Source organism: Massilia sp. Root418, from assembly GCF_001425265.1.
Taxonomy (GTDB): domain Bacteria; phylum Pseudomonadota; class Gammaproteobacteria; order Burkholderiales; family Burkholderiaceae_D; genus Rugamonas.
Genome location: NZ_LMEC01000026.1, coordinates 277,939 through 299,554 on the forward strand (window position 1 = coordinate 277,939; position 21,616 = coordinate 299,554).

Consider the following 21,616-nt stretch of genomic DNA (forward strand, 5'->3'; position numbering starts at 1 on the left):
CCATGAACGCCATCAACCACCCAAGCCTGGCCCTGGCCACCTTTGCCGCCACGCTGCAGTTCGAAACCATCCCGCACGACGTGCTGCGCCGCGCCGAGGATCTGCTGCTGGACTGGGCCGGCTCGGCCCTGGCCGGCAAGGGCGCCCGCCCGGTGGAAACCATCGCCCGCTACGCCGGGCAGATGGGCGGCGGCCCCAACGCCGGCCCGTGCGAAATCCTGATCTCCCGCACCCACGCCACGCCCATGTTCGCCGCCATGGTGAACGCCGCCGCCTCCCACTACGCCGAGCAGGACGACGTCCACAACGGCTCCGTGTTCCATCCCGCCGCCGTGGTCTTCCCGGCCGCGCTGGCGGTGGCGCAGGCGCTGGGCCGCTCCGGGCGCGAGCTGCTGACCGCCGTGGTGGCCGGCTACGAAGTGGGCATCCGCGTTGGGGAATTCCTCGGCCGTCCGCACTACAAGATCTTCCACACCACCGGCACCGCCGGCACCATCGCCGCCGCAGCGGCGGCAGGCCGCCTGCTCAATCTCACGCCCGAGCAGATGCTGCACGCCTTCGGCTCGGCCGGCACCCAGGCCGCCGGCCTGTGGGAATTCCTGCGCGACGCCGCCGACTCCAAGCAGCTCCACACCGCCAAAGCCGCCAGCGACGGCCTGATGTCGGCCTACCTCGCCCAGGCCGGCTTCACCGGCGCGCGCCGCATCCTCGAGGGCGCCCAGGGCATGGGCGCCGGCATGACGCAGGACGCCGACCCGGCCAAACTGATCGACCGCCTGGGCTTCCGCTGGACGCTGGCCGAAACCTCGTTCAAATTCCACGCCAGCTGCCGCCACACCCACCCCGCCGCCGACGCCTTGCAGCAGCTGATGCGCGAGCACGGCCTGGCGCCGGACCAGATCGCTCGCGTGGAGTGCCATGTGCACCAGGGCGCCATCGACGTGCTCGGCCCCGTGATCAATCCGCAGACGGTGCACCAGGCCAAATTCTCCATGGGCACGGTGCTGGGCCTGATCGCCGAATTCGGCAGCGCCGGCTTGACCGAGTTCGAATCGGGCTTCAATGCGCAGCGCGTTGCCCAATTCCGTGGCAAAGTACACATGGTGCTCGATAAAGAGGTTGACCAGGCCTACCCGGCCCGCTGGATAGGCAAGGTGACCGTGGGCACCACGGATGGCCGCACGCTGCACGGCCGCGTCGACGAACCCAAAGGAGACCCCGGCAATACCCTGAGCCGCACCGAGCTGGAAGAAAAAGCCGCGCGCCTGGCCGCCTTCAGCGGGGCCGCCACGCCGGCCGAAATGGCCGCCCTGGCCGACAAAATCTGGTCCATCAGCCGCATTAACACTATGGGAGACCTCTTATGAGCACTGCCGTACATGCTGCCCCACCCGACGCCAGGCTGGCCCTGGCCCATTCCTTCCTGTTTGTCCCCGGCGACCGGCCCGACCGGTTTGCCAAGGCCTGCGCCTCGGGCGCGGACGCCGTCATCATCGACCTTGAGGACGCGGTAGCGCCCAACGCCAAGGGCACGGCGCGCGACGCGCTGGAAAACTGGCTGTCCAGCCCCGAGGGCCGCGCGCCGCACGTGCCGGTGCTGGTGCGCGTGAACTGCGTGAACTCCGGCTGCTTCGGCGACGACCTGATCCTGTGCCACCGCCCCGGCATCGCCGGCATCGTGCTGCCTAAGGCCGAACGCGTGGCCGACGTGGCCAGCGCCTCGTCCAGCGCGCCGCTGTTCCCCCTGATCGAGACCGCGCAGGGCTTCGCCAACATGAGCCAGATCGTGTCTGCGCCGCGCGTGCAGCGGCTGATGTTCGGCGCCATCGACTTCAAGCTTGACATGGGCATCCATGGCGACCGCGAAGAGCTGCTCTACTTCCGCTCCCAGATCGTGCTGGCCTCGCGCCTGGCCGGCCTGCGCGCGCCGGTGGACGGCGTCACCCTCGCCATCGGCGGCGACGCCACCGAGGACGACGCCCGCCATGCGCACCGCCTGGGCTTCGGCGGCAAGCTGTGCATCCATCCGGACCAGCTGGCCGCCGTCAACCGCGCCTTCCTGCCGTCCGGCGAGGAAGTGGCGTGGGCGCAGCGCGTGCTGTCGGCCGCCGAGAGCGCGCGCGGCGCGGCCGTGGCGGTGGACGGCAAGATGATAGACAAGCCAGTGCTGCTGCTGGCGCAGCGCATCGCCTCCGAGGCGGCGCGAAAGAACCTGCATTAAAACCCGCAAGGGGCCGGCAAGAGCCCCTCACCACCCTGGAGACACCATGAAACTGCAATCCCTGCTGTTCGCCGCCGCCACCGTCTTTGCGGCCAGCGCCTATGCGCAAAATCCCATCGTCATCAAGTTCAGCCACGTGGTGGCGGCCGACACGCCGAAAGGCAAAGGCGCGCAAAAATTCAAGGAACTGGCCGAAGCGGCCACCAAGGGACGGGTGAAGATCGAGCTGTACCCGAACAGCCAGCTGTACAAGGACAAGGAGGAACTGGAGGCGCTGCAGCTGGGATCGGTGCAGATGCTGGCGCCTTCGCTGTCCAAGTTCGGCCCGCTGGGCGTGAAGGAATTCGAGGTCTATGACCTGCCCTACATCCTGCCCAGCAAGGCGGCACTGGCGCGCGTGAACGAAGGTCCGGTAGGCAAGGCGCTGCTGAAGAAGCTGGAGTCCAAGGGCATTGTCGGCCTGGCATTCTGGGACAACGGCTTCAAGGAGATGACCGCCAACAAGCCGCTGCGCAAGCCGGCCGATTTCAAGGGCACCAAGATGCGCATCCAGTCGTCCAAGGTGCTGGACGCGCAGATGCGGGCGCTGGGCGCCAATCCGCAGGTGCTGGCTTTCTCGGAGGTGTACCAGGCCATGCAGACCGGCGTGGTGGACGGCAGCGAGAACACGCCGTCCAACATCTACACGCAGAAGGTGCATGAGGTGCAGAAGCACCTGACCGTATCCGACCACGGCTACATCGGCTATGCCGTCATCGTGAACAAGAAGTTCTGGGACGCGCTGCCGGCCGACGTGCGCACGTCGCTGGACGGCGCCATGAAGGAAGCCACCAGGTATGCCAACGACATCGCGCAGAAGGAGAACGACGCCGCGCTGGAGGCCATCCGCAAGTCCGGCAAGACCGAGGTCTACACGCTCACGCCGCAGGAAAAAGCCGCCTGGCGCGACGCCCTGCTGCCGGTGCAGAAGACCATGGAAGAGCGCATCGGCAAGGAGCTGATCGCCACCTTCAACAAGGAAGCCGCCGCCGCGGAAGGCAAATAGGCCGCTGGCCGGCCGGCGGGTTACGCGCCTGCGGCGCTAACCCGCCCTACGGTCCTACACGGTCTTGTAGGGCGGGTTAGCGGCATCGCCGCGTAACCCGCCGTCCACGGACTCCATGCTGCAAATAAAATCCACCAGCTCGCGCGCGTACAGCGGCAGCGCGTCGAGCTTCTGCACCACCACGCTGCGTTCGCGCACCGCCCACGGCTCCGTCAGTTCCACCAGCGCCAGCTTCATGCCCCGGCTCAAACGCAGGGCGGAAGAATGCGGCAGGATGGCGATCCCCACGTTGTTCTCCACCATGCGGCACATGGCCTCGAAGCCGCGCACCTGGATGCGCAGCTGCAGGCGCTGCCCCGCCTCGTGCGCCGCGCGCGCCAGGAAGTGCTGCAGGGTGCTGCCCTCGTGCAGGCCGATGTGCTGGTAGTCCAGCGTCTCCGCGAAACCGATCTGGCCGCGCCCCGCCAGCGGGTGGTCCGGCGCCGTGGCCAGCACCAGGCGGTCGGTTGAAAACGGGATGATCTCCAGGCCGGCGCCCTGCACCGGGCCGGCGGCGATGCCGATATCGGCCGTGCCTTCCTGCACGCCACGGATGATGTCCTGGTTCAGCCGCTCTTCCAGCGCCACGTTCACCTGCGGGTGCACGCCGAGGAAGCGGCCCAGCACTTCCGGCATGAATTCGGTGACGGCAGTGGTGTTGGCAAAGATGCGGATGTGGCCCTTGATGCCGTTGTTGTACTGCTGCATTTCGCTTTTCAGGCGTTCCACCAGCTGCATGAACTGCTGCGCGTGCGCCAGCAGCGTTTCGCCGGCCGGCGACAGCTGCACGCCCTTGTTCTCGCGGTACAGCAGCCGCGTGCCGAAGCGCGCCTCCAGTTCCTTCACCCGGTTGCTCGCGGCCGCCAGCGACATATGCATGCGCTCGGCGCTGCGGGTGAGGCTTTTCAGCTCGGCGATATGGATGAACAGGCGTAGGTCGGTCAAATCGAACAGCATGGCGCTCCTCTGGGCTAAGCGCCGATTCTACGCCGAATAGCCGGCCGCCGCTGTGCCGTCGTCAGGGGGCCGGGCGCCAGAAGTAGGTGGCGACACTGGCCGGCGGGAGGGTCGCGGCATAGCCGCTGGCGCCGGCCCGGACGGTGATGGTGCGCGCTTCGGCGGCGGAGTTGGCGGCGACCAGCACCAGCGTGCCGTCGCGGTTTTCGAAGGCGGCGGCGTCGACGCCGTCTCTGCCGGGGGGCGTGGCGAGACGCCAGGCGCCGGGGCGCACGAAGCGGCTGGCGTGGGCCAGGACGTAGTATTCGGGATTGCGCGTGATGGCGCCGCCCTCGCCTACCGTGACCACGCCACGGCAGCCACGGCAGCCGCCGATGCGCGGCCCGCCCTGCTGGTCCAGCGCGATATTGCCGAACAGGATGCCCCTGGCGGCGCCCGCCGTGGCGGCCTGCACCAGCGTGCGCGCGAAATGCATGAGGTTGTCGCGCCAGGCGGGCGCCCAGGCGCCGCCCGAGCATTCGGTGAGGTAGCTGTCCTTGCCGGGATGGGCGGCGGCCACGCTGCCCTGCGCGTCCACGCTGCCGGCGTAGCAGTGCCAGGCCACGCCGGCCACGTAGGAAGCTGCGGCCTTGTCCTGCAGGACCTTGAGCGGCGCTTGCGGGGCGTCGCGGTTGCCGTCCCATTCCAGTATCAGGGGGCCGCCTTCGTCCAGCAGCGGGCCGAGGTGCCTGGCGATGAGCTGCACGCGGGCGGCATCGTCGAGGCGCATGCCGGGGGCGTCGCCAGGTTCGCCGGCGGGATCGTTCTGCAGCGTGATGGCGTGGATGGGGATGCCTTCTTCAAGATATACGTCCGCGTAGCGCTTCAGGTAGCGGGCGTAGGCGTCGAAGGCCTCGGGCTTCAGCGTGCCTTGCAGCAGGCTGCCGCTGGTCTTCATCCAGCCGGGTGCGCTCGATGGGCTGGCGATCAGTTCGAGATCGGGGTTGCGGGCAAGCGCGTCCTGCACCAGCGGCAGCAAATAGGCACGGTCGGGGTCGATGGAAAATTGCGCCAGGCCGTCATCGGTCTGGCCGGGCGGCAGGTCGTTGTAGCTGTACTGGCTGAGCGCGAATTCGTTGGCGCCCAGCGGCAGGCGTGCGACGCTGAGCGCCATGCCGGGGGACGGGCCGAACAGCTCGGCCAGCAGGGACGGGCGCTGCGCGGGGTCCAGCTTCTCCGCCAGCAGCCAAGCGGACGAGGCGCTCAGCGCCGCGCCGAAGCCGGACATTTGCTGGCGCCGCGCGCCAGGGCCTGTGGCGATGTCGATCGTGTGCGGGCCTGCCGGCAGCGGTCCGGCGGTGTCCACGCCGGGCGACCAGGGCGTGAGCGCGCGCGGCAGGCTGCCCAGCGGCAGGTCCGGCTGGCGCTGCAGCAGGCGGGCCTGGTCGCCGGTGGTGAGCCAGGCGGCCACCATGCCCGGCGCCGGCAGGTCCGCAGCAGCGCCGGCGCCGGCGGCCATTGCCAGGGCAATGGGCAGGACCAGCGCGCACGGCAGCACTGTGCGCCGCGCCCAGGCATGCGTGGTGGCGAAGGCAGCCCCGCGCATCACAGCATCACTTGAAGCGGAACAGCACGTCGACCGACTGCGACATCTTCATCGCGCTCACCATCAGCAGGTCCGCCGGGTCCTGCTCGTTGCGCTTGGTGTTCGCGCTGTTGCTGTTGCGCGGCCATTCAACCGGCGCCAGCCCGATCGAGCGGGTGATGTTCTTGATCTCGTCCGACGACACGCCGGCCACCGCGCCCACGCGCTTGCCGAAACCCTTGGCCATGGCGTCGGCCTTGGCGGTGGCTTCGCGCACGGCGTGCTCCGTCAGTTCCGCCTCCACCTTGGCGCGCTCCTTCAGGCCGAAGGTCGCGGCAAACGCGTCCAGGTTCTGCTTCTTCAGCAGCGGCATCATGATGTCGCGCCATTTGCCCAGGTCGCGCACCACGATGTGGATCGAGCATTTGATATCGTATTCGGGATCCGACGCGGTGATGCTGGCCTTGCGGATCTGGCGGCGCATGTCGCGCACGTCCACGTCCGCATCCGGCACGCCCTGCTCGGCCAGCAGCGCGCGGATCTCCAGCACGCGCTCCTGGATCACCGCCACCGCCGCCTCCGCGTTCGCGTCATAAGCCGACACGTCGAAATCGATCTCGCCCAAGTCCGGCTGCACGTACATGAAGCCGGTGCCGCGCGCGTGGATGAAGGGGTAGGACGGCAGCTCGGCGGCAGCGACGCCTTGCAGGGAAGCCAGCGCAAGCGCTGCGGCACACAGGGATTTTTTCAGCATGGCGGCAATATGAAATAGTAAATCGCAAGTATTGCCGAATTAACAAAATTTGGCAACCTGCTTCGGCAAGCTGCGTCGGCAAGCTGCTTCAGCAACCCACCTTCGCGCTGTCCAGGATGGCGACAATCTGCTCGAAGCCGACCGGCTTCACCAGGTGGCTCTGGAAGCCCGCCTCGAAGGCCCGCTCCCTGTCCTTCTGCTGGCCCCAGCCGGTGACCGCCACCAGCACCGTGTCGCGCAGCCCCGGCAGCCGGCGCAGCGCGCGCGCCAGGTCGTAGCCGTTGAGCTGCGGCAGGCCGATGTCGAGGAAGGCGAAGTCGGGGGCGAACAAGTCCGCGATGTCCAGCGCCCGCATGCCGTCGTGGCACACGCGCACGGTGTGGCCTGCGGTACGCAGCAGGCTGCCGATGCTGTCGACGAAATCGGCGTTGTCGTCCACCAGCAGGATGCGGTAATGCTGCCGCCCGCTCTCCGCGCTGGGCGCTGCCGTGGCGGGGTCCGCCGGCACGGCCATCACCGGCAGCGTCACGGTGAATTCGCTGCCCTTCCCCAAGCCGGCGCTGGCCGCCTCTATGCTGCCGCCGTGCAGCTCGGCCAGCTTGCGCGCCAGCGACAGGCCCACGCCCAGCCCGGCCGTGCTGCGCTCCAGCGAGGTGTCGGCCTGCACGAACATATCGAAAATCTCACCCAGCATGTGCGGCGCAATGCCGATGCCGTTGTCGCGCACGCGGATGCGCAGCACGCCCCCCTCCAGCGCGGCCCGCAGCGACAGCCGGCCGCCGCGGTCGGTGTACTTGGCGGCGTTGTTGAGCAGATTGGACAGCACCTGGGCCAGCCGGGTGGCGTCGCCGTCGATGTACACGGGCGGCGGCGGCAGCTGCACCTCCAGCGTGTGGTCCAGCGACGCCAGATAGGGCCGCACCAGCTCCAGCGCGTCGCTCACCACCGTGTGCAGCTGCAGCGGCGCGCGCCGTATCGCCAGCTTGCCGGTATTGATGCGCGACACGTCCAGCAGATCGTCCACCAGCCGCACCATCTGCTTGAGCTGGCGCTCCATGATGGTACGGGCGCGGGCGCCTGCGGCGTGGTCGTCCGGATTCACGCGCAGGATGTCCAGCCCGGTGCGGATGGGCGCCAGCGGATTGCGCAGCTCGTGCGCCAGGGTGGCCAGGAATTCGTCCTTGCGCCGGTCCGCCAGCAGCAGCGCGCGCTCGGCGCCCTGGCGCACCGCCATTTCGCGCTCCAGCGTCTGGTTGGCTTCCTGCAGTGCGTAGGCGCGCCTCCCCACCTCGGCCAGCATGTTGTTGAAGGCCGCCACCAGGGTGCCGATCTCGCCGCTGCCCGAGGGCGGCACGCGCAGGCTGAAGTCGCGCTTTTGCATCACTTCCTGCGCCACCCCGGTCACCGCCGCCAGCGGCTGGGTGATGCCGCGCTGCAGGCGGCTGGCCACCAGCGCCGCCAGCAGCAGGCTGAGCACCATCACGCCGCCCAGGATGGCGGCATAGCTGCGCAGGCGCTCGATGAGCCGGTAGCGCGCGCTCAGGTAAACCGTGCCGATCACCTCGCGGTTTTCCACGATGGGGTGGTAGACCACCAGGCGCCCGCTTTCGATGGCGTAGCCCGGCCGGCCCGGCTTGGCCGGGAACACCGGCGTGTCCTCCAGCGACTGGGCATAGGCGGCGAACAGCGTGCCGTTGGCCGCATAAATGGCGCCGGCCTGGATCTGCGGGCGCACCCGCAACAGCGACAGGTTCTGCCGCGCCGCGGTCTGGTCGTTGAAGCTGAGCGCGGTGGTGCTGACCGCCGCCACGATCTCGGCCTGGGTGGTCATGTCGTCCACCCAGTACTGCTGGAAGGAGTCCAGGTCGTACAGCAGCATGGCGGCCGAGGAAGCCACCAGTGCCACAAAGGTGGTGGCCAGTGCCATGAGGATCAGCTTGCCGCGCACCGTGCCTGGCTTCAGGCGCGCAAACATCATGAACCGCCTTTTCTCACGTGGTAGGCCACCGCCAGCAGGCGGGAACTGAGCTTGAGATGGCTTTTCTCGGCGGCCGGTATCGAGACCTCGAAGCGCACCCGGTCTTCCACCACGCGGAAATTGATCACGCTGCCCAGCTCCAGTCCTTCGTCGCTGTCCGTCACGCTGAGCACACCGCCCTGCTGGGCCGCGCGCAGCACCGCCTGGGGCTTCGGCGCGTCGCCGTCTATGAACACCATGTGCAGGCCGGTCAGCGGCTCACCCTCGCGCAGCGGGCGCACCACCACCGCGCGCGTGCCCACCAGGCGCCCGGTGGTGATGCGGGCCAGCTCGGCGGCCACGTCGTCCGCGCCCAGCACGCCCACCGTCAGCGGGCCGGCGTCCTGGCCGTTGCCGAACTCGACGTACCCGAGGAATTTGTAGAGGAAGGCGGCCTTCACATTGCGCTCAACGTTGCCCGGCGGCGCAGGCGGCGCGTCCGCGCCACCGGCCAGGCAACTCAGCGCCAGGCACAGATAGCAGACCAGCATCAGCCAGCGCGCGCAGGCGAAATCCGCCCAGGTACGGCGCGCCGGAAACGGGAGGGGGCCGGACGCGCCGGCGGGGATCAGAATCGCCATGTCACTTTCAGCAGTGCGCTGCGCTCGTACGCGCTGCGGGTGGGTGCCGCGCCCCATTCGGGATGGCGCGCGTGCAGCAGGTTCTGGCCGATCAGCGCCACCTCCAGGTTGGGCCGCACGCGCCACAGCCACTGCAGGTCCATCTCATAATAGGACGGCACCACAGGGTGCGGCAGTTCGCCATTGTAGCGCAGCGTCAGGTCCAATTGCTGGGCGTCGGACACGTCGTAGGACGAGCGCAGCTGCCAGTTGAAACGCGGGTCGTTGGCCAGGAACAGGCCGCTGGTCAGGCTGTCGCGGCTGCCCGGCCGCAGGCCCAGCTTGACCTTCTGCGCAGTCAGCCCGCCGCTCAGGCGCCAGGCCCGCGTGGCCTGCCAGCGGCCCCACAGTTCCAGGCCGCGCGTGGTGGCCTTGCCCAGGTTGCGGAATTCGAAGCCGAGCACGGGCAGCGGCTCGGTGCTGCGCAGTTTGTCGTAGTCTGCAAAGAACAAGGTGCCGGAATAGCTCCAGCGCGCGCTGGGCTGCGCACGGTAACCCAGCTCCGCCACGTTGGCCACCTCGGACTCGAAAGTCTGGCCGCCGGCCACCAGGTAACGCGGCTGGCCGGCGATGATGAGCGGCTTGGCCGGCGCGTACCAGTCGCGGTCCACGCGCGATGGCGCGCGGATGGTGCGCGCCAGGCTGCCCCACACCAGCTGGCGCGGATCCGGGGTCCACGCCATGCGCATGCTGGGCAGGAATTCGGCGCCGGTGTAGTTGTTATGCTCCACCTTCAGGCCGGCCGTGAATTTCAGCTGCGGCGCGACGGTGATCTCATCCTGGGCGAACACATTGGCCCAGTGCATGTCCAGCCTGGGGGGCTGGAAGCCGAAGCCGATCGGCGTGACATCGTCCCAGCTGTGGCGGTAGCCGCCGCCCCATACCAGGCTGTGCGCGCCGCCGAGCCGCACGCCCTGCTGGGCCTCGATTTCCGCCGTGTCCAGGCGTTCAATGAAATTGTTCGGCTGGTTGCGCTCGGTGTGGTCCAGCACCAGCTGCAGCCGCAGATCCGAGCCGCCGGCCAGCTTGCGCGTGTAGCGGCCCACCAGGTTGGCGCCGGAAATCAGAATGTCGGCCGTGCGGCGCTGGGCCAGCGCGCCCTGGTAGGCGTCGCCCGTCAGGATCAGCCCGCCCTGCAGCAGATCCATGTCGGCCCGGAAGCCGGCCTGGCGGCGGCGCATGCCGGTGCGGGTGATGGCGCCGCTCTGTTCGTAGGTGTCATCCACGTCCATATAACGCGCGTACAGGCGGTAGTAGGCGCCGCCCTGCGTGCGGGCGCCGTAGCGCGCCGTGCCATCCTTCTCGTGCGCGCCGGCCACCGCGCTCAGCAGGCCGCCCTGGGTGTCGCGCGCCGAGCGCGTGATGATATTGATCACACCGTTAACCGCGTTTACGCCCCAGATGGTGGCGCCGGCGCCGCTGATCACTTCAATCCGTTCGACGTCCTCCATCGCCACGTCCTGGGCATCCCAGAACACGCCGGAAAACAGCGGCGAATAAATGCTGCGGCCGTCGATCAGCACCAGCAACTTGTTTTCAAAGGCATTGTTGAAGCCGCGCGCGGTCACCGCGTAATTGCGCGCGTCCACCCGCGCCACCTGCAGATTGGGCGCCAGCCGCAGCGCCTCCGGCAGGCTGCGCACGCCGCTGCGGCGCAGCTCGCTGCCGGTGAGAATAAAGACCGAGGCGGCCGCATTGTTCAGCCGCTCATCCTGGCGCGAGACGGAATTGATGAGGATATTGCTGAGCTGCTCAATGGACAAGTCGGCCAGGTCGCTGTCCGGCACAGTTTCAGCGCCAAGCGCGGCGCCTGCGAACAGGAGGGCGAGGCAGGGCAGAAAAGTGCTGCGGTGGATGCGTGTCGGCATGGCCCGTCTCTCGGATGACTACTCTGAAAAGATTATAAACATTTCCCTGCGGGCCGCAGGTTCCGTTATGCAATTTCGCGCCAGTTCGGGCCACCGATTGGGGAGAACGCAACAGTTGATGCCCGCTTGCGACATTCTTAGAACCGCCTTAGGACTGCCGATCGTTTCTTGACCTTGTGCAAGTTGCAAAATACACTGCGCCCTGTCTACATTTTATGGAGCCCCGCATGGGCACTTGTTCGAGTGGTAGTTGTCGCCAGGCATGCTCTGGCACCGCCCCGGCAAGATAACGCAGGCTTCCCCTGCCGTCATCCTGCCAGCGGCGGATGATGGTGTCTTTCCCGCCCGGCACCTGTCCGGCGCTGGAGCTTCCCCATACACAACTGATCGCATGTACCGCCTGCCGGCTGCGCCCCCTGCGCTGCGGACGGGCCGCGCATGCGCCGTGGAACCCGGCTGCCGCGCGCAGCCTGTACCGGGAATGCCGATGTTCAAATTATTCTCCCTCCGCCACGCCGGTCCCAACCGCTGGGACTGGGCCCTGCTGCCGCTGGTGCTGGCTGTGCTTGCCGCCGCCGGCTACGGCGCCATGCAGATGGCGCGTCCCTTCACGCTGGGCCAGGCCGCCGCCATTCCGCTGGACGCGGCCTGGCTGCCCTACTATCTGCTGCGCACCATGCTGCGCATGTTCATGGCACTTGGCTGTTCGCTGCTGTTCGCCTTCGTCTTCGCCGCCGTGGCAGTGAAATACCGCGCCGCCGAAAAAGTGCTGCTGCCGCTGCTGGACGTGCTGCAATCCGTGCCCATCCTGGGCTTCCAGGCGATCGCCATCGCGCCCTTCATCGCCCTCTTCCCGGGCAGCCTGCTGGGCGTGGAATGCGCGGCGATTTTCGCCATCTTCACGTCGCAGGCGTGGAACATGGCGTTCAGCCTGTACCAGTCCATGCGCAGCGTGCCGGCGGAGCTGAACGAGGCCGCGCGGGTGTTCTGCCTGTCCGGCTGGCAGCGCTTCTGGCGCCTGGAGCTGCCCTACGCCATGCCCAATCTGCTGTGGAACATGATGATGTCCATGTCCGGCGGCTGGTTCTTCCTGGTGGCGGCCGAGGCCATCTCGGTGGCCGGCCAGGACATCAAGCTGCCCGGCATCGGCGCCTATATCGCGGTGGCCATCGAGACCGAGAACGCGCGCGCCATTGCGCTGGCCATCGCCGCCATGCTGGCCGGGATCGTGCTGTACGACCAGTTGTTCTTCCGACCCCTGCTGGCCTGGGCCGACAAGTTCCGCTTCGAGGATACGCAGGGCGACACCGCGCAGCGATCCTGGCTGCTGGACTGGGGCCGCCGCAGCCGCTGGCTGCGCCGCCTGACGGACCGCTTCTGGCGCTGCATGCGCGGCACCCTGGGCTGGTTCGCCTCCGCGCCCGGCAAGCGTGCCGGCGGCATGCATGGCATCACCGGGGCCGCACCGTCCCTGGCGCCCCTCGCGCCATGGGCGCGCCGGCGGGCGGCGCTGCGGGGGGCAATGGCGCGGCACGGCGCGCGCATCTGGGATGCGGCCCTCATCCTGGCCTCCCTGCTGGCGGCCTGGCGGCTGGCGTCCTTCGTGCACGGCACCGTGGGCTGGCCGGAAGTGGCGCACGTGGTCTGGCTGGGCATGGTCACGCTGCTGCGCGTGACGGTGCTGATCGCGCTGGCATCGCTGCTGTGGGTGCCGGTGGCGGTGTGGATAGGTTTGCGCCCGCAGTGGGCGCAGGGCGTGCAGGCCGTGGCCCAGTTCCTGGCGGCCTTCCCCGTCAACCTGATGTTCCCGGTGGTGGTGTACCTGATGGTCGCGTTCCGGCTCAATCCCGACATCTGGCTCAGCCCCCTGATGGTGTTCGGCACCCAGTGGTACATCCTGTTCAACGTGGTGGCGGGCGCCTCCGCCATCCCCAGCGAACTGCGGCTGGCGGCCGGCAACCTGGGCCTCAAAGGCTGGCTGAAATGGAAGCGCGTCTACCTGCCTGCCGTGTTCCCCGCCTACCTGACCGGCGCCATCACCGCCTGCGGCGGCTCGTGGAACGCCAGCATCGTGGCGGAGTACGTCACCTGGGGCCACACCACGCTGGCCGCCGATGGCCTGGGCAGCTACATCAAGCACATGACCGACGCCGGCGATTTCCACCGCATAGCGCTCGGCATCAGCGTGATGTGCGTATTCGTGATGTTGTTGAACCGTTTCTTCTGGAACCGCCTGTACCGGCTGGCAGAAGACCGTGGACTGGGTTGATGGAACAAGGAGCTGGCATGACTGAACACATCCTGATGGAACTGGCCGGGATCGGCAAATCCTTCACCAAGGCCGACGGCGCGCCGCGCGTGATACTGGACGGCGTGGACTTCTCGCTGCGCAAGGGCGAAATCGTGGCGCTGCTGGGCAAATCCGGCTCCGGCAAGTCCACCCTGCTGCGCATCATGGCGGGGCTGATCCCTGCGGACCGGGGCCGCGCGGCCTACCGTGGCGCGCAGATCGACGGGCCGGCGGCAGGCGTTGCCATGGTATTCCAGTCCTTCGCGCTGTTTCCATGGCTGACGGTGCAGCAGAACGTGGAGCTGGGGCTGGAGGCGCAAGGCGTGCCGCCCGCCGAACGCACGCGCCGCGCCGACGCGATGCTGGAGCTGATCGGCCTGGCCGGCTTCGGCGGCGCACTGCCGCGCGAACTGTCCGGCGGCATGCGCCAGCGCGTCGGCATCGCGCGCGCCCTGGTCACGCATCCCGACGTGCTGCTGATGGACGAAGCCTTCTCGGCGCTGGACGTGCTGACCGGCGAAACGCTGCGCAACGATATCCTGGACCTGTGGGACAGCGGCCGCATTCCCACGCGCGGCATTCTGGTGGTGTCGCACAATATCGAGGAGGCGGTCATGATGTCGGACCGCATCGTCATCCTGTCCAGCGATCCGGGCCGCGTGCGGCACGAGATCGCCATCGGCCTGCCGCGCCCGCGCAACGCCGACTCCCGCGAAGTGCGCGACCTGATCGACCAGGTGTACGGCCTGATGACCATGCGCGCGGCTGGCGCGCCGCAACGCGGCTACCGCCTGCCGGAGACCGACATCAGCCGCATCGAATCGGTGCTGGAACTGGTGGCCGCCGAGCCCTTCGGCGGCCGCGCCGACCTGCCGCAGCTGGCCGAGGAAACCGAACTGCCGGACGAGGAGCTGTTCCCCACCTGCGACGCGCTGGCCATGCTGGAGCTGGCCGTGGTGGAGAAAGGCGACATCGCACTCACCGCGCTGGGCTTGCGCTACGCGGCGGCGGACCAGGCCTTGAGGCAGGAACTGTTCGGACAGCAGCTGCTCAAGCACGTGCCGCTGGCGGTCCGCATCCGCGAACAGCTGGCGCAGGCGGACGGCGGCTCGCTGCCGGAAGAGCCCTTCCTCGCGCTGCTGGAGACCATGCTGAAGGCGGACGAAGCCAAGCGCACGCTGGAAATCGCCGTGGAATGGGGCCGCTACGGCGAAATCTACGACTACGATTTCCACACCAGGCGCCTGGCCTTGCCGTAACGCGCACCACCGTCCTCTCCGGCCGCAGCCGGGGTCAGGCGGCGGCCAGCGCGCGGATGGCGGCGGCCAGCTTGTCCAGGTCCGCGCTGCGCGTGAAGAACGAGGGCGTGACGCGCACGCAGGCGCCGCCTGCTGGCCCATTGCGCGCGACAGTGAAGATGCCGTAGTCGTCCGCCAGCGTGCGGGCCAGCGCCACGTTGGCGTCAAAGCTGGTCTTGCCCTGGATGCGGAACGAGGTGAGCCCGCCGTACATGTCCTTCTCTTCCGGCGTCAAAACCTGCACGTTCGGGATATCGCGCACCTGCCGGACCCACTGGTCGCGCATGCCGCGCAGGCGCGCGCTGCGCTCGGCCAGGCTGACCTGGCCGTGGAACTTGAGCGCGGATGGAATGGTCATGATGGCGGCCGCGTTGACGGTGCCGGAATGGACGCGGGAGCGGATATCGGTCTCGGGAAAGTCGCGGTCGCCCATGTGCACGCCGATGTCCTGCAACCGCCCGGCGCGGATGTAGAGGAAGCCCAGGCCGAGCGGCGCACCCACCCATTTGTGCAGGTTGGCGCCGACGAAGTCCGCGCCCAGGTCCGGAATCCGGAAGTCGAGCTGGCCCCAGGACTGGGCCACGTCGGCGATCACGTCCACGTTGCGGCGTTTGGCGATCTTCACGATCTCCAGTACCGGGATCACCAGGCCGGTGCGGTGGCTGATGTGGGTGAGCAGCAGCAGCCGGGTGCGCGGATGCTGCTGCAAGGCGCGTTCGTAGGCGTCGATGACGTTCTGCCGGCTGGCCGGCTCGGGCAGCTGGACCACGGCCACCGACGCGCCGCGCCGCTGGGCCAGGTCGTTCATGGCGTACTGCATGGCGTCGTAATCGAGGTTGCCGTACATGACGGTGTCGCCGGCGCCGACGTGGCGGTAATTGCTGATGAGGTTTTGCAGCGATTCGGTGGCGCCGCGCGTGATGGCGATTTCACCGGTGGCCACGCCGGCATGCCGCGCCAGCTGCGCGCGGATGGCCTCGATGCCGTCGCGGTCGAATTCGCGGCGCAGGAAACGCGAGCTGTAGCGGTTGAGGTAATCGATATTGCGCTTGAAGTCATCGGCCACGGGCGTAGGCATGACGCCGTAGTAGCCGTTCTCTAGGTTGATGAAGTCGGGCGCAACGTCATAGCTGGCTGCGAGCACGTCACCCGTCCCCGGCGCGGGGCCGGCGGCATTGCGCGCACCGGACGTGATCGAGGCGGCGCCCAGTGACAGGCCGGCTGCGGTGCGCAGCAGGTTGCGGCGGCGGTGCTGGTTGGTGCTCATGGATGCTCCTGGAATGGGTGCCCTCCAGTATAGCTAAAAAGGAGCTCCCGGCGGGAGCTCCTCTTCTTGCGCTTGCCCCCAGGCCACCGGCCGCAGGCCCTAGCGCGCCGGCGTGCGCGCCCGCAGCGAATGGATGTAGGCGCTCAGCTCCCAGATCTCCTGCGGAGAGAACGCGTCCTTCCATGGCGGCATCTGCAGTGCGCCGCGCGTCTTGCCGTTGCTGATGGTGTCGAACAGGTATTGCGGCGGCAGGTCGTCGCGGCCCTGCAGCGGTGCGCCCTTGCCGCCGGAACCCGCGTTGCCGTGGCAGTACACGCAATTCTGGTTAAAACGCTTCTGCCCCGCCGCGATAGTGGCCGGCGTGTCGAAGTCGGCCGGCGGCGCGGCCAAGGCCAGGCCGGACAGCAGGAACAGCATGGGGATGATGGTGTTGTGCATGACAGTCTCCAGTGGCTTAGTAGCGGATTAGCAATGGCTTAGTCCAGGGCGAATACCACCATTGCGGCGCCGCCGGTCAGGTCCTTGATCTTGGGGAAAGCGCTGGCCATGAAGCCCGGCGCCAGCGACCCCCAGCCGCTCGGCACCGCGATGTACTGCTTGCCGTTGACGGCGTAGCTGATGATGCCGGCGCGGATGCCGGAACCGGCCTGGAACTTCCACAGTTCCTTGCCGTCGTCCGCATCGTAGGCGTGCACATAGCCGAACGGATCGCCGTTGAACACCAGGCCGCCGCCGGTGGCCAGCACGCCGCCCAGGCCCGGGATGGCGTAGCTCACGCTCCATTTCAGCTTGCCCGTGAGCGGGTCGCGCGCGTCCAGCCGTCCCTCGGCGGGACGGTCCGGAGGCGGCACCGCCTCCAGCTTGTCCACGCCCAGGTACAGGCTGGCGATGCCCATGCCCTTGGTCTCCTGCTTGGCCGGCACCACCTTCTGGCACACTTCCATGGCGTTGGTGTACCACAGCCCCGTCTTCGGACTGTAGGCGCCGGGGTTCCAGCTGCGCGTGCCCAGCAGGTAGGGACACAGCAAGGTCTCCTGCCCGGCCGGCATGGCCTTGCGGCCGATCAGCTCCCCGGTCTTGGGATCGATGGTCTTCACGAAGTTATAGGTCTGGCTCAGTGGCCACACGTTTTCCAGCTTGCCGTTTGCCTTGTCCATCACGAATACGAAGCCGCTCTTGTTCAGGTGGACGATGACGTCCTTGCCGTCCTTCTTCACGATCAGCGCCTCGTAGGCCGCGTCGTAGTCGAAGGTGTCGTGCGGGATCTCCTGGCGGTGCCATTTCAGCTTGCCGGTCTTTGGTTCGATGGCCAGCAGGCTGGCGGTGTACAGATTGTCGCCCTTGCGCGCGTCGCCATAGAAATCCGGCGCGGCATTGCTGGTGCCGATGAATACCGTGTCCGAAGCCGCGTCGTAGGTGCCGGGCAGCCACGCGCCGCCGCCGCCGACCTGGCCGGTGCCGTCCGGCCAGCTTTTCGGATCGTCCTTGATGGTGTCGAAGGTCCACAGCTTTTCGCCGGTGAGCGCATTGACGGCGTACACCTTGCCGCGCTGCGGCTGGTCGCCGCCGGTACTGCCGCCGATCAGCACATCGCCGGCCAGGATGGGCGAGGACGAGAACAGGCAGCCGAAGCAGGTCTTCAAGTCGGTCAGCTGGGTGGACCAGGCTTCCTTGCCGGTCTTTTCATCGATGGCCACGAAGCGCCCGTCCAGCGTGCCCAGGTAGATGCGGCCGTGGCCCATGGTCAGGCTGCGGCTCAGCGTGGCGTAAAAGCTCTGGCTGGCGATGGCGGCCAGCTTGGGCTGGTAGTGCCAGATGGCCTGGCCGGTGGCGGCGTCCAGCGCGAACACGTTGTTGTTGGGCGCCACGTAGTACATGACGCCGTCCTTCACCAGCGGCGTGGAGATCAGGCCGGCCGTGATGTCGCCCGGCTGGTGTATCCAGGCCGCCTTCAGGCGCTGGACGTTGTCCTTGTTGATCTGCTCCAGCGGCGAGTAGCGCCAGGCGTTCGAGGTGCGGTGGTACTGGGTCCAGTTGTTCGGATCGGCCTCGCCGCCGGACGGTCCCGGCATGGGCGGCGCGACTGCGTGGGCGGGCGGCGTGGCGGCCAGCATGGCGGAAACGGCGGCGGCGCCGGCGGCGGCCAGGCAGGCGGCGATGGCGCGCGCGCGGCGCTGTGGATGCTTGTTCATGTTCGTTTCTCCTCTTGGTATGGGCGGCTTACCACATGAAACGGACGCCGGCGGTGGCGTAGTCCGTGTCGGTGCGGTGCTGGAAGACGGGGTTGTAGCTGAAGCGCGAATTGGCCAGCTCGCCGTACACGGTCAGGTAGCGGTTCACGGCGTAGTAGGCGCCGGCGATGTGCGATTGCGCCAGGTGGCCCAGGGTGGCGGCCGTGCCGTCGATGCGTGTGCGGCCATAGCTGTAGCGCAGCGACAGCGCCGCCGTGGGGCGGTACACCAGCTGGCCGAACAGGCCCCGGCTCTTGCGCGCGCGGCCGTCGGCGTCCAGCGCATCCAGGTCCTGCATCAGCACCGAGCCCAGGCCCTCGCCGCGGAAACCGGACAGGTGCACGTTGAAGGGGCCCGCATCGGCCGTGGCACCGGCCGACAGGCCGCGCGTGCTCACCTTGTCGTCCAGGCAGGCCAGCCCCGCCGCCGTCAGGCAGTGGCTGGCGCGCTGCCAGGTGAAGTCGCCGTAGACCTTGAGCTTCATGCCGCCGCCCTGGTGGCGGTAATACACGCCACCCTCGACGCGCGGCGAGTTGGTGCGGTCCGCGCCGGAACCGGCGAACACGTTGCGCACCTGGCTGGGATCGTAGACGCCCACCGAGAACGTCAGTGCCTCGGCCTGGGGCGAGTTGTAGCGCAGGCCGGCGTTGAAGTTGGTGTACATATAGCCGGCGTTGAAGGTGGCCGCCAGCGCATTGGTGGTGTTCACGTTGTCGTAGCCGGTCAGCCCGCCCGCCAGCACGGAAGCGTCGGCCAGTACCGGTTCGCCCTGGTAGATGCTGTAGGACTTGCCAAACACCAGCTCGCCCCACGGTGCGGACAGCTTGGCCCAGATCTCGCGCGGGTCGAGCGCCTTGGAACCGGTGTTGCCCACGTTGCCGGCATTGCGGAAATTGCCCTCGCCCGACTGGGCATTGATGTACAGGCCGACGCGGCTGCTCAGCGTCATGCCGTCCACGGCGGGGGCAGTGACGTTGAAGGCGATCAGGCTGGGCGTGGTGCCGGAACTCATGCGGAAGCCCGTGGTGTCCGGGCTGTCGCCGTTCTGCTTGTGGGCTTGCAGGATGACCCAGCCGTCGGTGCTGTACTTCCAGCCGTCGGCCGTGTCGAAACCCACGCCGGCGGACGCGCCCGCGCTGAACGCGCAGCAGAGTGCCGCCGCCGTGGCACGGCGCTTGATATTGTGTTTCATGCTTGTCTCCAGTTATAGTTTTTGTGCTTGGGTACTTCCTCGGGTACTTCTGTGCGCGCTTCAGATTTCCTTGCGTTTCATGGCGCCGGCGATGTATTCGGCCTGCCGGATCGCCAGTGCCACGATGGTCAAGGTTGGGTTGGCGGCGGAGCTGGAGGTGAACTGGCTGCCGTCCGAAATGAACAGGTTCTTGATGTCGTGCGCCTGCCCCCACTTGTTCACCACGCCGTCGCGCGCCAGGCCGCTCATGCGGTTGGTGCCCATGTTGTGGCTGGCCGGGTAGGCCGGCATGTCGATCACGCGGGTGGCGCCCACGGCCTCGGACAGGCGCCGGAACTGGCGCAGGCCGTGGGCGGCGATGGCTTCGTCGTTGCTGTGGTAGGTCTTGGTAACGATGGGCACCGGCAGGCCGTACTGGTCCTTCTCGGTGGGGTGCAGCGTGATGCTGTTCTGCTCGCGCGCCATGTCCTCGCCGCACACCCATACGCAGCTCATGTGGTCATACATATCCAGCGCCGACGTTACATCCCTGCCCCAGCCGCCCGGATTCATGAAGGCTGCGGCGTAGGGCAGGCCAAGCGCCAAGCCTTCGAGATAGTAGCCGCCGTTGAAGCCGCGCCGCGTGTCCAGGTCCACCTCGTCCGCCACCACGGCGCCGATGTCGAAGCCGCGGTACATATACACCGGCTTGCGGTGGATCGCCAGCGCAGCCGCCGTGGAGTGGTTCATATAGTTCTTGCCCACCTGGCCGGAGGAATTGGCCAGGCCGTCGCGGTACAGGCTGGAGGCGGAATTGAGCAGCAGGCGCGGCGACTCGATGGAATTGCCCGCCACGCACACCACGCGCGCCTTCTGCAGCTGGGTCCTGCCCTTGGCGTCCGCGTACAGCACGCCGGATACCTTGCCCGACTTGTCGTGCTCGATGCGCAGCACCATGGCCTGCTGGCGCAGTTCGGCGCGGTTGGTCTCCAGCGCGCGCGGAATTTCCGTGTACAGCGTGGACCACTTGGCGCCGATTTTGCAGCCCTGCATGCAGAAGCCGATCTGCATGCAGGCGGGGCGGCCGTCGTTGGCCTTGCTGTTGGATGCCACCGGCCGCACGATCTTCTTGTAGCCGATCTTGCGGGCGCCCGCCGCCATCACCTTGTAGTGATTATTCTCCGGCATCGGCGGCAAGCCGCTGGCGGCCGTACCGGCCACGCCCATCTTCTTCTCCGCCTTGTCGTAGTATGGCGCCAGGTCCTTGTAGGTGATGGGCCAGTCCAGCACATTGGCGCCCTCCACCTGGCCGTACACGGTGCGGGTCTGGAAGTCGTGCGGCTGGAAGCGCAGCGCGACGCCGGAGAAGTGCACGGTGGAGCCGCCCACGCCTTTTACTATCCACGCCGGCAGGTTGGGATAGGTCTTGGTATGGTGCCAGCCTCCCGCCGAGATGCGCTTGTCGAGCCAGGATATCTTGTTGAACATCGCCCATTCGTCGTTCTCGAAATCGGCCTGCGTGTAGTGCTTGCCCGCTTCCAGGATCACCACCTTGACGCCGCGCTGGGCCAGCTCGTTGGCCAGCGTGCCGCCGCCCGCGCCCGAGCCGATGACGACGACCACGTCGCGGTCGCCGGTGCTGTATTTGATCGCCATGCTTGTCTCCTCGTTCTTGTTGTCAGATCCAATCGATATCGTCGAAACCCCGGTTCACGTAACCGCCCTTCTCCCACGACGATCCCTCATAGCCGAACAGCGGGAACACCGCCTTGTTGTCGTACAGCCCCGTGACCAGGCCGCCGTGGATCTTGGCGAAGAACGGCGTGGCCTCGATCTCCTTGAGCAGCGCCACGCGGTCCGCTTCCTCGGCCACGGCTGCGTAATCCTTGCCATGGGCCTGGCGCGCGCGCCGGTTCAGCTGCGCCACCCCGTCGGCCAGCAGCGCCTTGAGCGCCGGGTCCTTGGCCGCCTGCGCGTCGTAGGGCAGGATGGCGTGCTGGTAGTACTTGTCGGCCAGCTTGTCGTGCGGGAAAATGTCGCGCGCCATGCGCAGCAGCGCCGCGCCGGTATCGCCGCCCAGCACCTCGAACTGCTGCGCCATCGCCGCGCCCGGACTGGCCAGCAGCGCGCCGGCCGATACCACGCTCACGCCTATCCCTGCCAGGCCTGTGCCTTTGAGGAAGCCGCGCCGCGTCAGCGTCACCGCCTTGTCGACCACGCGCATGCCGCTTTTTTGCTTGTCCATGTCATCTCCTTAGTTGTTGTAAGTAGCCT

General features: G+C 67.8%; 17 protein-coding genes. 5 read left to right on the top strand and 12 right to left on the bottom strand.

Annotated elements, in window-relative coordinates; genetic code table 11:
- The first annotated feature begins 2 nt into the window (after positions 1–2).
- The 3 genes from ASC94_RS29740 to ASC94_RS29750 are packed head-to-tail and all read left to right on the top strand — an operon-like array spanning position 3 to position 3,266.
- A complete protein-coding gene (locus ASC94_RS29740) occupies positions 3–1,367 on the top strand; it encodes an MmgE/PrpD family protein (protein ID WP_056404837.1) in 1,365 nt (454 codons plus the stop codon).
- Positions 1,364–2,221: a CoA ester lyase gene (locus tag ASC94_RS29745; protein WP_056404839.1), complete on the top strand. Its 858-nt coding sequence runs from the start codon at positions 1,364–1,366 to the stop codon at positions 2,219–2,221. Before ASC94_RS29740 ends, ASC94_RS29745 begins: the two co-directional genes overlap by 4 nt.
- Positions 2,222–2,267: 46 nt before the next feature.
- The gene (locus ASC94_RS29750; RefSeq protein WP_056404841.1) at positions 2,268–3,266 is read left to right on the top strand and encodes a TRAP transporter substrate-binding protein; all 999 of its coding nucleotides are present in this window, start codon (positions 2,268–2,270) and stop codon (positions 3,264–3,266) included.
- Positions 3,267–3,320: 54 nt separating this feature from the next.
- On the opposite strand, the gene ASC94_RS29755 is transcribed toward ASC94_RS29750, so the two are convergent.
- From ASC94_RS29755 to ASC94_RS29780, 6 genes are all read right to left on the bottom strand, one after another.
- A complete protein-coding gene (locus ASC94_RS29755) occupies positions 3,321–4,262 on the bottom strand; it encodes a LysR substrate-binding domain-containing protein (protein ID WP_082616929.1) in 942 nt (313 codons plus the stop codon).
- A gap of 61 nt (positions 4,263–4,323) precedes the next feature.
- Positions 4,324–5,847, bottom strand: a complete 1,524-nt coding sequence (locus ASC94_RS29760) for a glycoside hydrolase family 30 beta sandwich domain-containing protein (protein ID WP_056404842.1) — start codon at positions 5,845–5,847, stop codon at positions 4,324–4,326.
- A gap of 7 nt (positions 5,848–5,854) precedes the next feature.
- Positions 5,855–6,580, bottom strand: a complete 726-nt coding sequence (locus ASC94_RS29765; RefSeq protein ID WP_056404845.1) for an SIMPL domain-containing protein — start codon at positions 6,578–6,580, stop codon at positions 5,855–5,857.
- An 88-nt stretch (positions 6,581–6,668) separates the two neighbouring features.
- Positions 6,669–8,558, bottom strand: coding sequence for an ATP-binding protein (locus ASC94_RS29770; protein ID WP_082616930.1), 1,890 nt, complete (start codon positions 8,556–8,558; stop codon positions 6,669–6,671).
- A complete protein-coding gene (locus ASC94_RS29775; RefSeq protein WP_056404849.1) occupies positions 8,555–9,178 on the bottom strand; it encodes a YfiR family protein in 624 nt (207 codons plus the stop codon). The genes ASC94_RS29770 and ASC94_RS29775 overlap by 4 nt, the downstream gene beginning before the upstream one ends.
- A complete protein-coding gene (locus tag ASC94_RS29780) occupies positions 9,166–11,085 on the bottom strand; it encodes a TonB-dependent siderophore receptor (RefSeq protein WP_056404851.1) in 1,920 nt (639 codons plus the stop codon). The genes ASC94_RS29775 and ASC94_RS29780 overlap by 13 nt, the downstream gene beginning before the upstream one ends.
- A 487-nt stretch (positions 11,086–11,572) precedes the next feature.
- Here ASC94_RS29780 and ASC94_RS29785 point away from each other — a divergent pair, with 487 nt between their 5' ends.
- On the top strand, positions 11,573–13,354 hold the full coding sequence (locus tag ASC94_RS29785; RefSeq protein ID WP_056405426.1) for an ABC transporter permease subunit: 1,782 nt from the start codon (positions 11,573–11,575) through the stop codon (positions 13,352–13,354).
- Between the two features lie 17 nt (positions 13,355–13,371).
- Positions 13,372–14,634, top strand: coding sequence for a nitrate/sulfonate/bicarbonate ABC transporter ATP-binding protein (locus tag ASC94_RS29790; protein ID WP_056404853.1), 1,263 nt, complete (start codon positions 13,372–13,374; stop codon positions 14,632–14,634).
- Between the two features lie 34 nt (positions 14,635–14,668).
- Here ASC94_RS29790 and ASC94_RS29795 read toward each other — a convergent pair whose 3' ends face one another.
- The 6 genes from ASC94_RS29795 to ASC94_RS29820 all read right to left on the bottom strand — a co-directional run bounded on the left by ASC94_RS29795 (position 14,669) and on the right by ASC94_RS29820 (position 21,587).
- A complete protein-coding gene (locus tag ASC94_RS29795; protein ID WP_056404857.1) occupies positions 14,669–15,940 on the bottom strand; it encodes an aminotransferase class V-fold PLP-dependent enzyme in 1,272 nt (423 codons plus the stop codon).
- A gap of 99 nt (positions 15,941–16,039) precedes the next feature.
- Positions 16,040–16,378, bottom strand: a complete 339-nt coding sequence (locus ASC94_RS29800; RefSeq protein ID WP_056404858.1) for a cytochrome c — start codon at positions 16,376–16,378, stop codon at positions 16,040–16,042.
- A gap of 38 nt (positions 16,379–16,416) precedes the next feature.
- A complete protein-coding gene (locus ASC94_RS29805) occupies positions 16,417–18,132 on the bottom strand; it encodes a PQQ-binding-like beta-propeller repeat protein (protein ID WP_056404860.1) in 1,716 nt (571 codons plus the stop codon).
- A 28-nt stretch (positions 18,133–18,160) separates the two neighbouring features.
- Entirely contained in the window at positions 18,161–19,363 is a 1,203-nt protein-coding gene (locus ASC94_RS29810) for a hypothetical protein (RefSeq protein WP_056404863.1), read from the bottom strand.
- A gap of 60 nt (positions 19,364–19,423) precedes the next feature.
- Positions 19,424–20,998 carry a GMC family oxidoreductase gene (locus tag ASC94_RS29815; RefSeq protein ID WP_056404865.1) on the bottom strand — a complete coding sequence of 525 codons (1,575 nt, stop codon included), beginning with the start codon at positions 20,996–20,998 and terminating at the stop codon, positions 19,424–19,426.
- Between the two features lie 22 nt (positions 20,999–21,020).
- Positions 21,021–21,587, bottom strand: a complete 567-nt coding sequence (locus ASC94_RS29820; protein WP_200955854.1) for a gluconate 2-dehydrogenase subunit 3 family protein — start codon at positions 21,585–21,587, stop codon at positions 21,021–21,023.
- Between the last annotated feature and the right edge of the window lie 29 nt (positions 21,588–21,616).

Bases quoted from the DNA above. Each gene is read 5' to 3' on its own strand.
- ASC94_RS29760 (WP_056404842.1), bottom strand. From the start codon at position 5,847: ATGCGCGGGGCTGCCTTCGCCACCACGCATGCCTGGGCGCGGCGCACA.
- ASC94_RS29805 (WP_056404860.1), bottom strand. From the start codon at position 18,132: ATGAACAAGCATCCACAGCGCCGCGCGCGCGCCATCGCCGCCTGCCTG.
- ASC94_RS29740 (WP_056404837.1), top strand. From the start codon at position 3: ATGAACGCCATCAACCACCCAAGCCTGGCCCTGGCCACCTTTGCCGCC.
- ASC94_RS29745 (WP_056404839.1), top strand. From the start codon at position 1,364: ATGAGCACTGCCGTACATGCTGCCCCACCCGACGCCAGGCTGGCCCTG.
- ASC94_RS29765 (WP_056404845.1), bottom strand. From the start codon at position 6,580: ATGCTGAAAAAATCCCTGTGTGCCGCAGCGCTTGCGCTGGCTTCCCTG.
- ASC94_RS29775 (WP_056404849.1), bottom strand. From the start codon at position 9,178: ATGGCGATTCTGATCCCCGCCGGCGCGTCCGGCCCCCTCCCGTTTCCG.
- ASC94_RS29795 (WP_056404857.1), bottom strand. From the start codon at position 15,940: ATGAGCACCAACCAGCACCGCCGCCGCAACCTGCTGCGCACCGCAGCC.
- ASC94_RS29785 (WP_056405426.1), top strand. From the start codon at position 11,573: ATGTTCAAATTATTCTCCCTCCGCCACGCCGGTCCCAACCGCTGGGAC.
- ASC94_RS29755 (WP_082616929.1), bottom strand. From the start codon at position 4,262: ATGCTGTTCGATTTGACCGACCTACGCCTGTTCATCCATATCGCCGAG.
- ASC94_RS29820 (WP_200955854.1), bottom strand. From the start codon at position 21,587: ATGGACAAGCAAAAAAGCGGCATGCGCGTGGTCGACAAGGCGGTGACG.
- ASC94_RS29790 (WP_056404853.1), top strand. From the start codon at position 13,372: ATGACTGAACACATCCTGATGGAACTGGCCGGGATCGGCAAATCCTTC.
- ASC94_RS29780 (WP_056404851.1), bottom strand. From the start codon at position 11,085: ATGCCGACACGCATCCACCGCAGCACTTTTCTGCCCTGCCTCGCCCTC.
- ASC94_RS29800 (WP_056404858.1), bottom strand. From the start codon at position 16,378: ATGCACAACACCATCATCCCCATGCTGTTCCTGCTGTCCGGCCTGGCC.
- ASC94_RS29770 (WP_082616930.1), bottom strand. From the start codon at position 8,558: ATGATGTTTGCGCGCCTGAAGCCAGGCACGGTGCGCGGCAAGCTGATC.
- ASC94_RS29810 (WP_056404863.1), bottom strand. From the start codon at position 19,363: ATGAAACACAATATCAAGCGCCGTGCCACGGCGGCGGCACTCTGCTGC.
- ASC94_RS29815 (WP_056404865.1), bottom strand. From the start codon at position 20,998: ATGGCGATCAAATACAGCACCGGCGACCGCGACGTGGTCGTCGTCATC.
- ASC94_RS29750 (WP_056404841.1), top strand. From the start codon at position 2,268: ATGAAACTGCAATCCCTGCTGTTCGCCGCCGCCACCGTCTTTGCGGCC.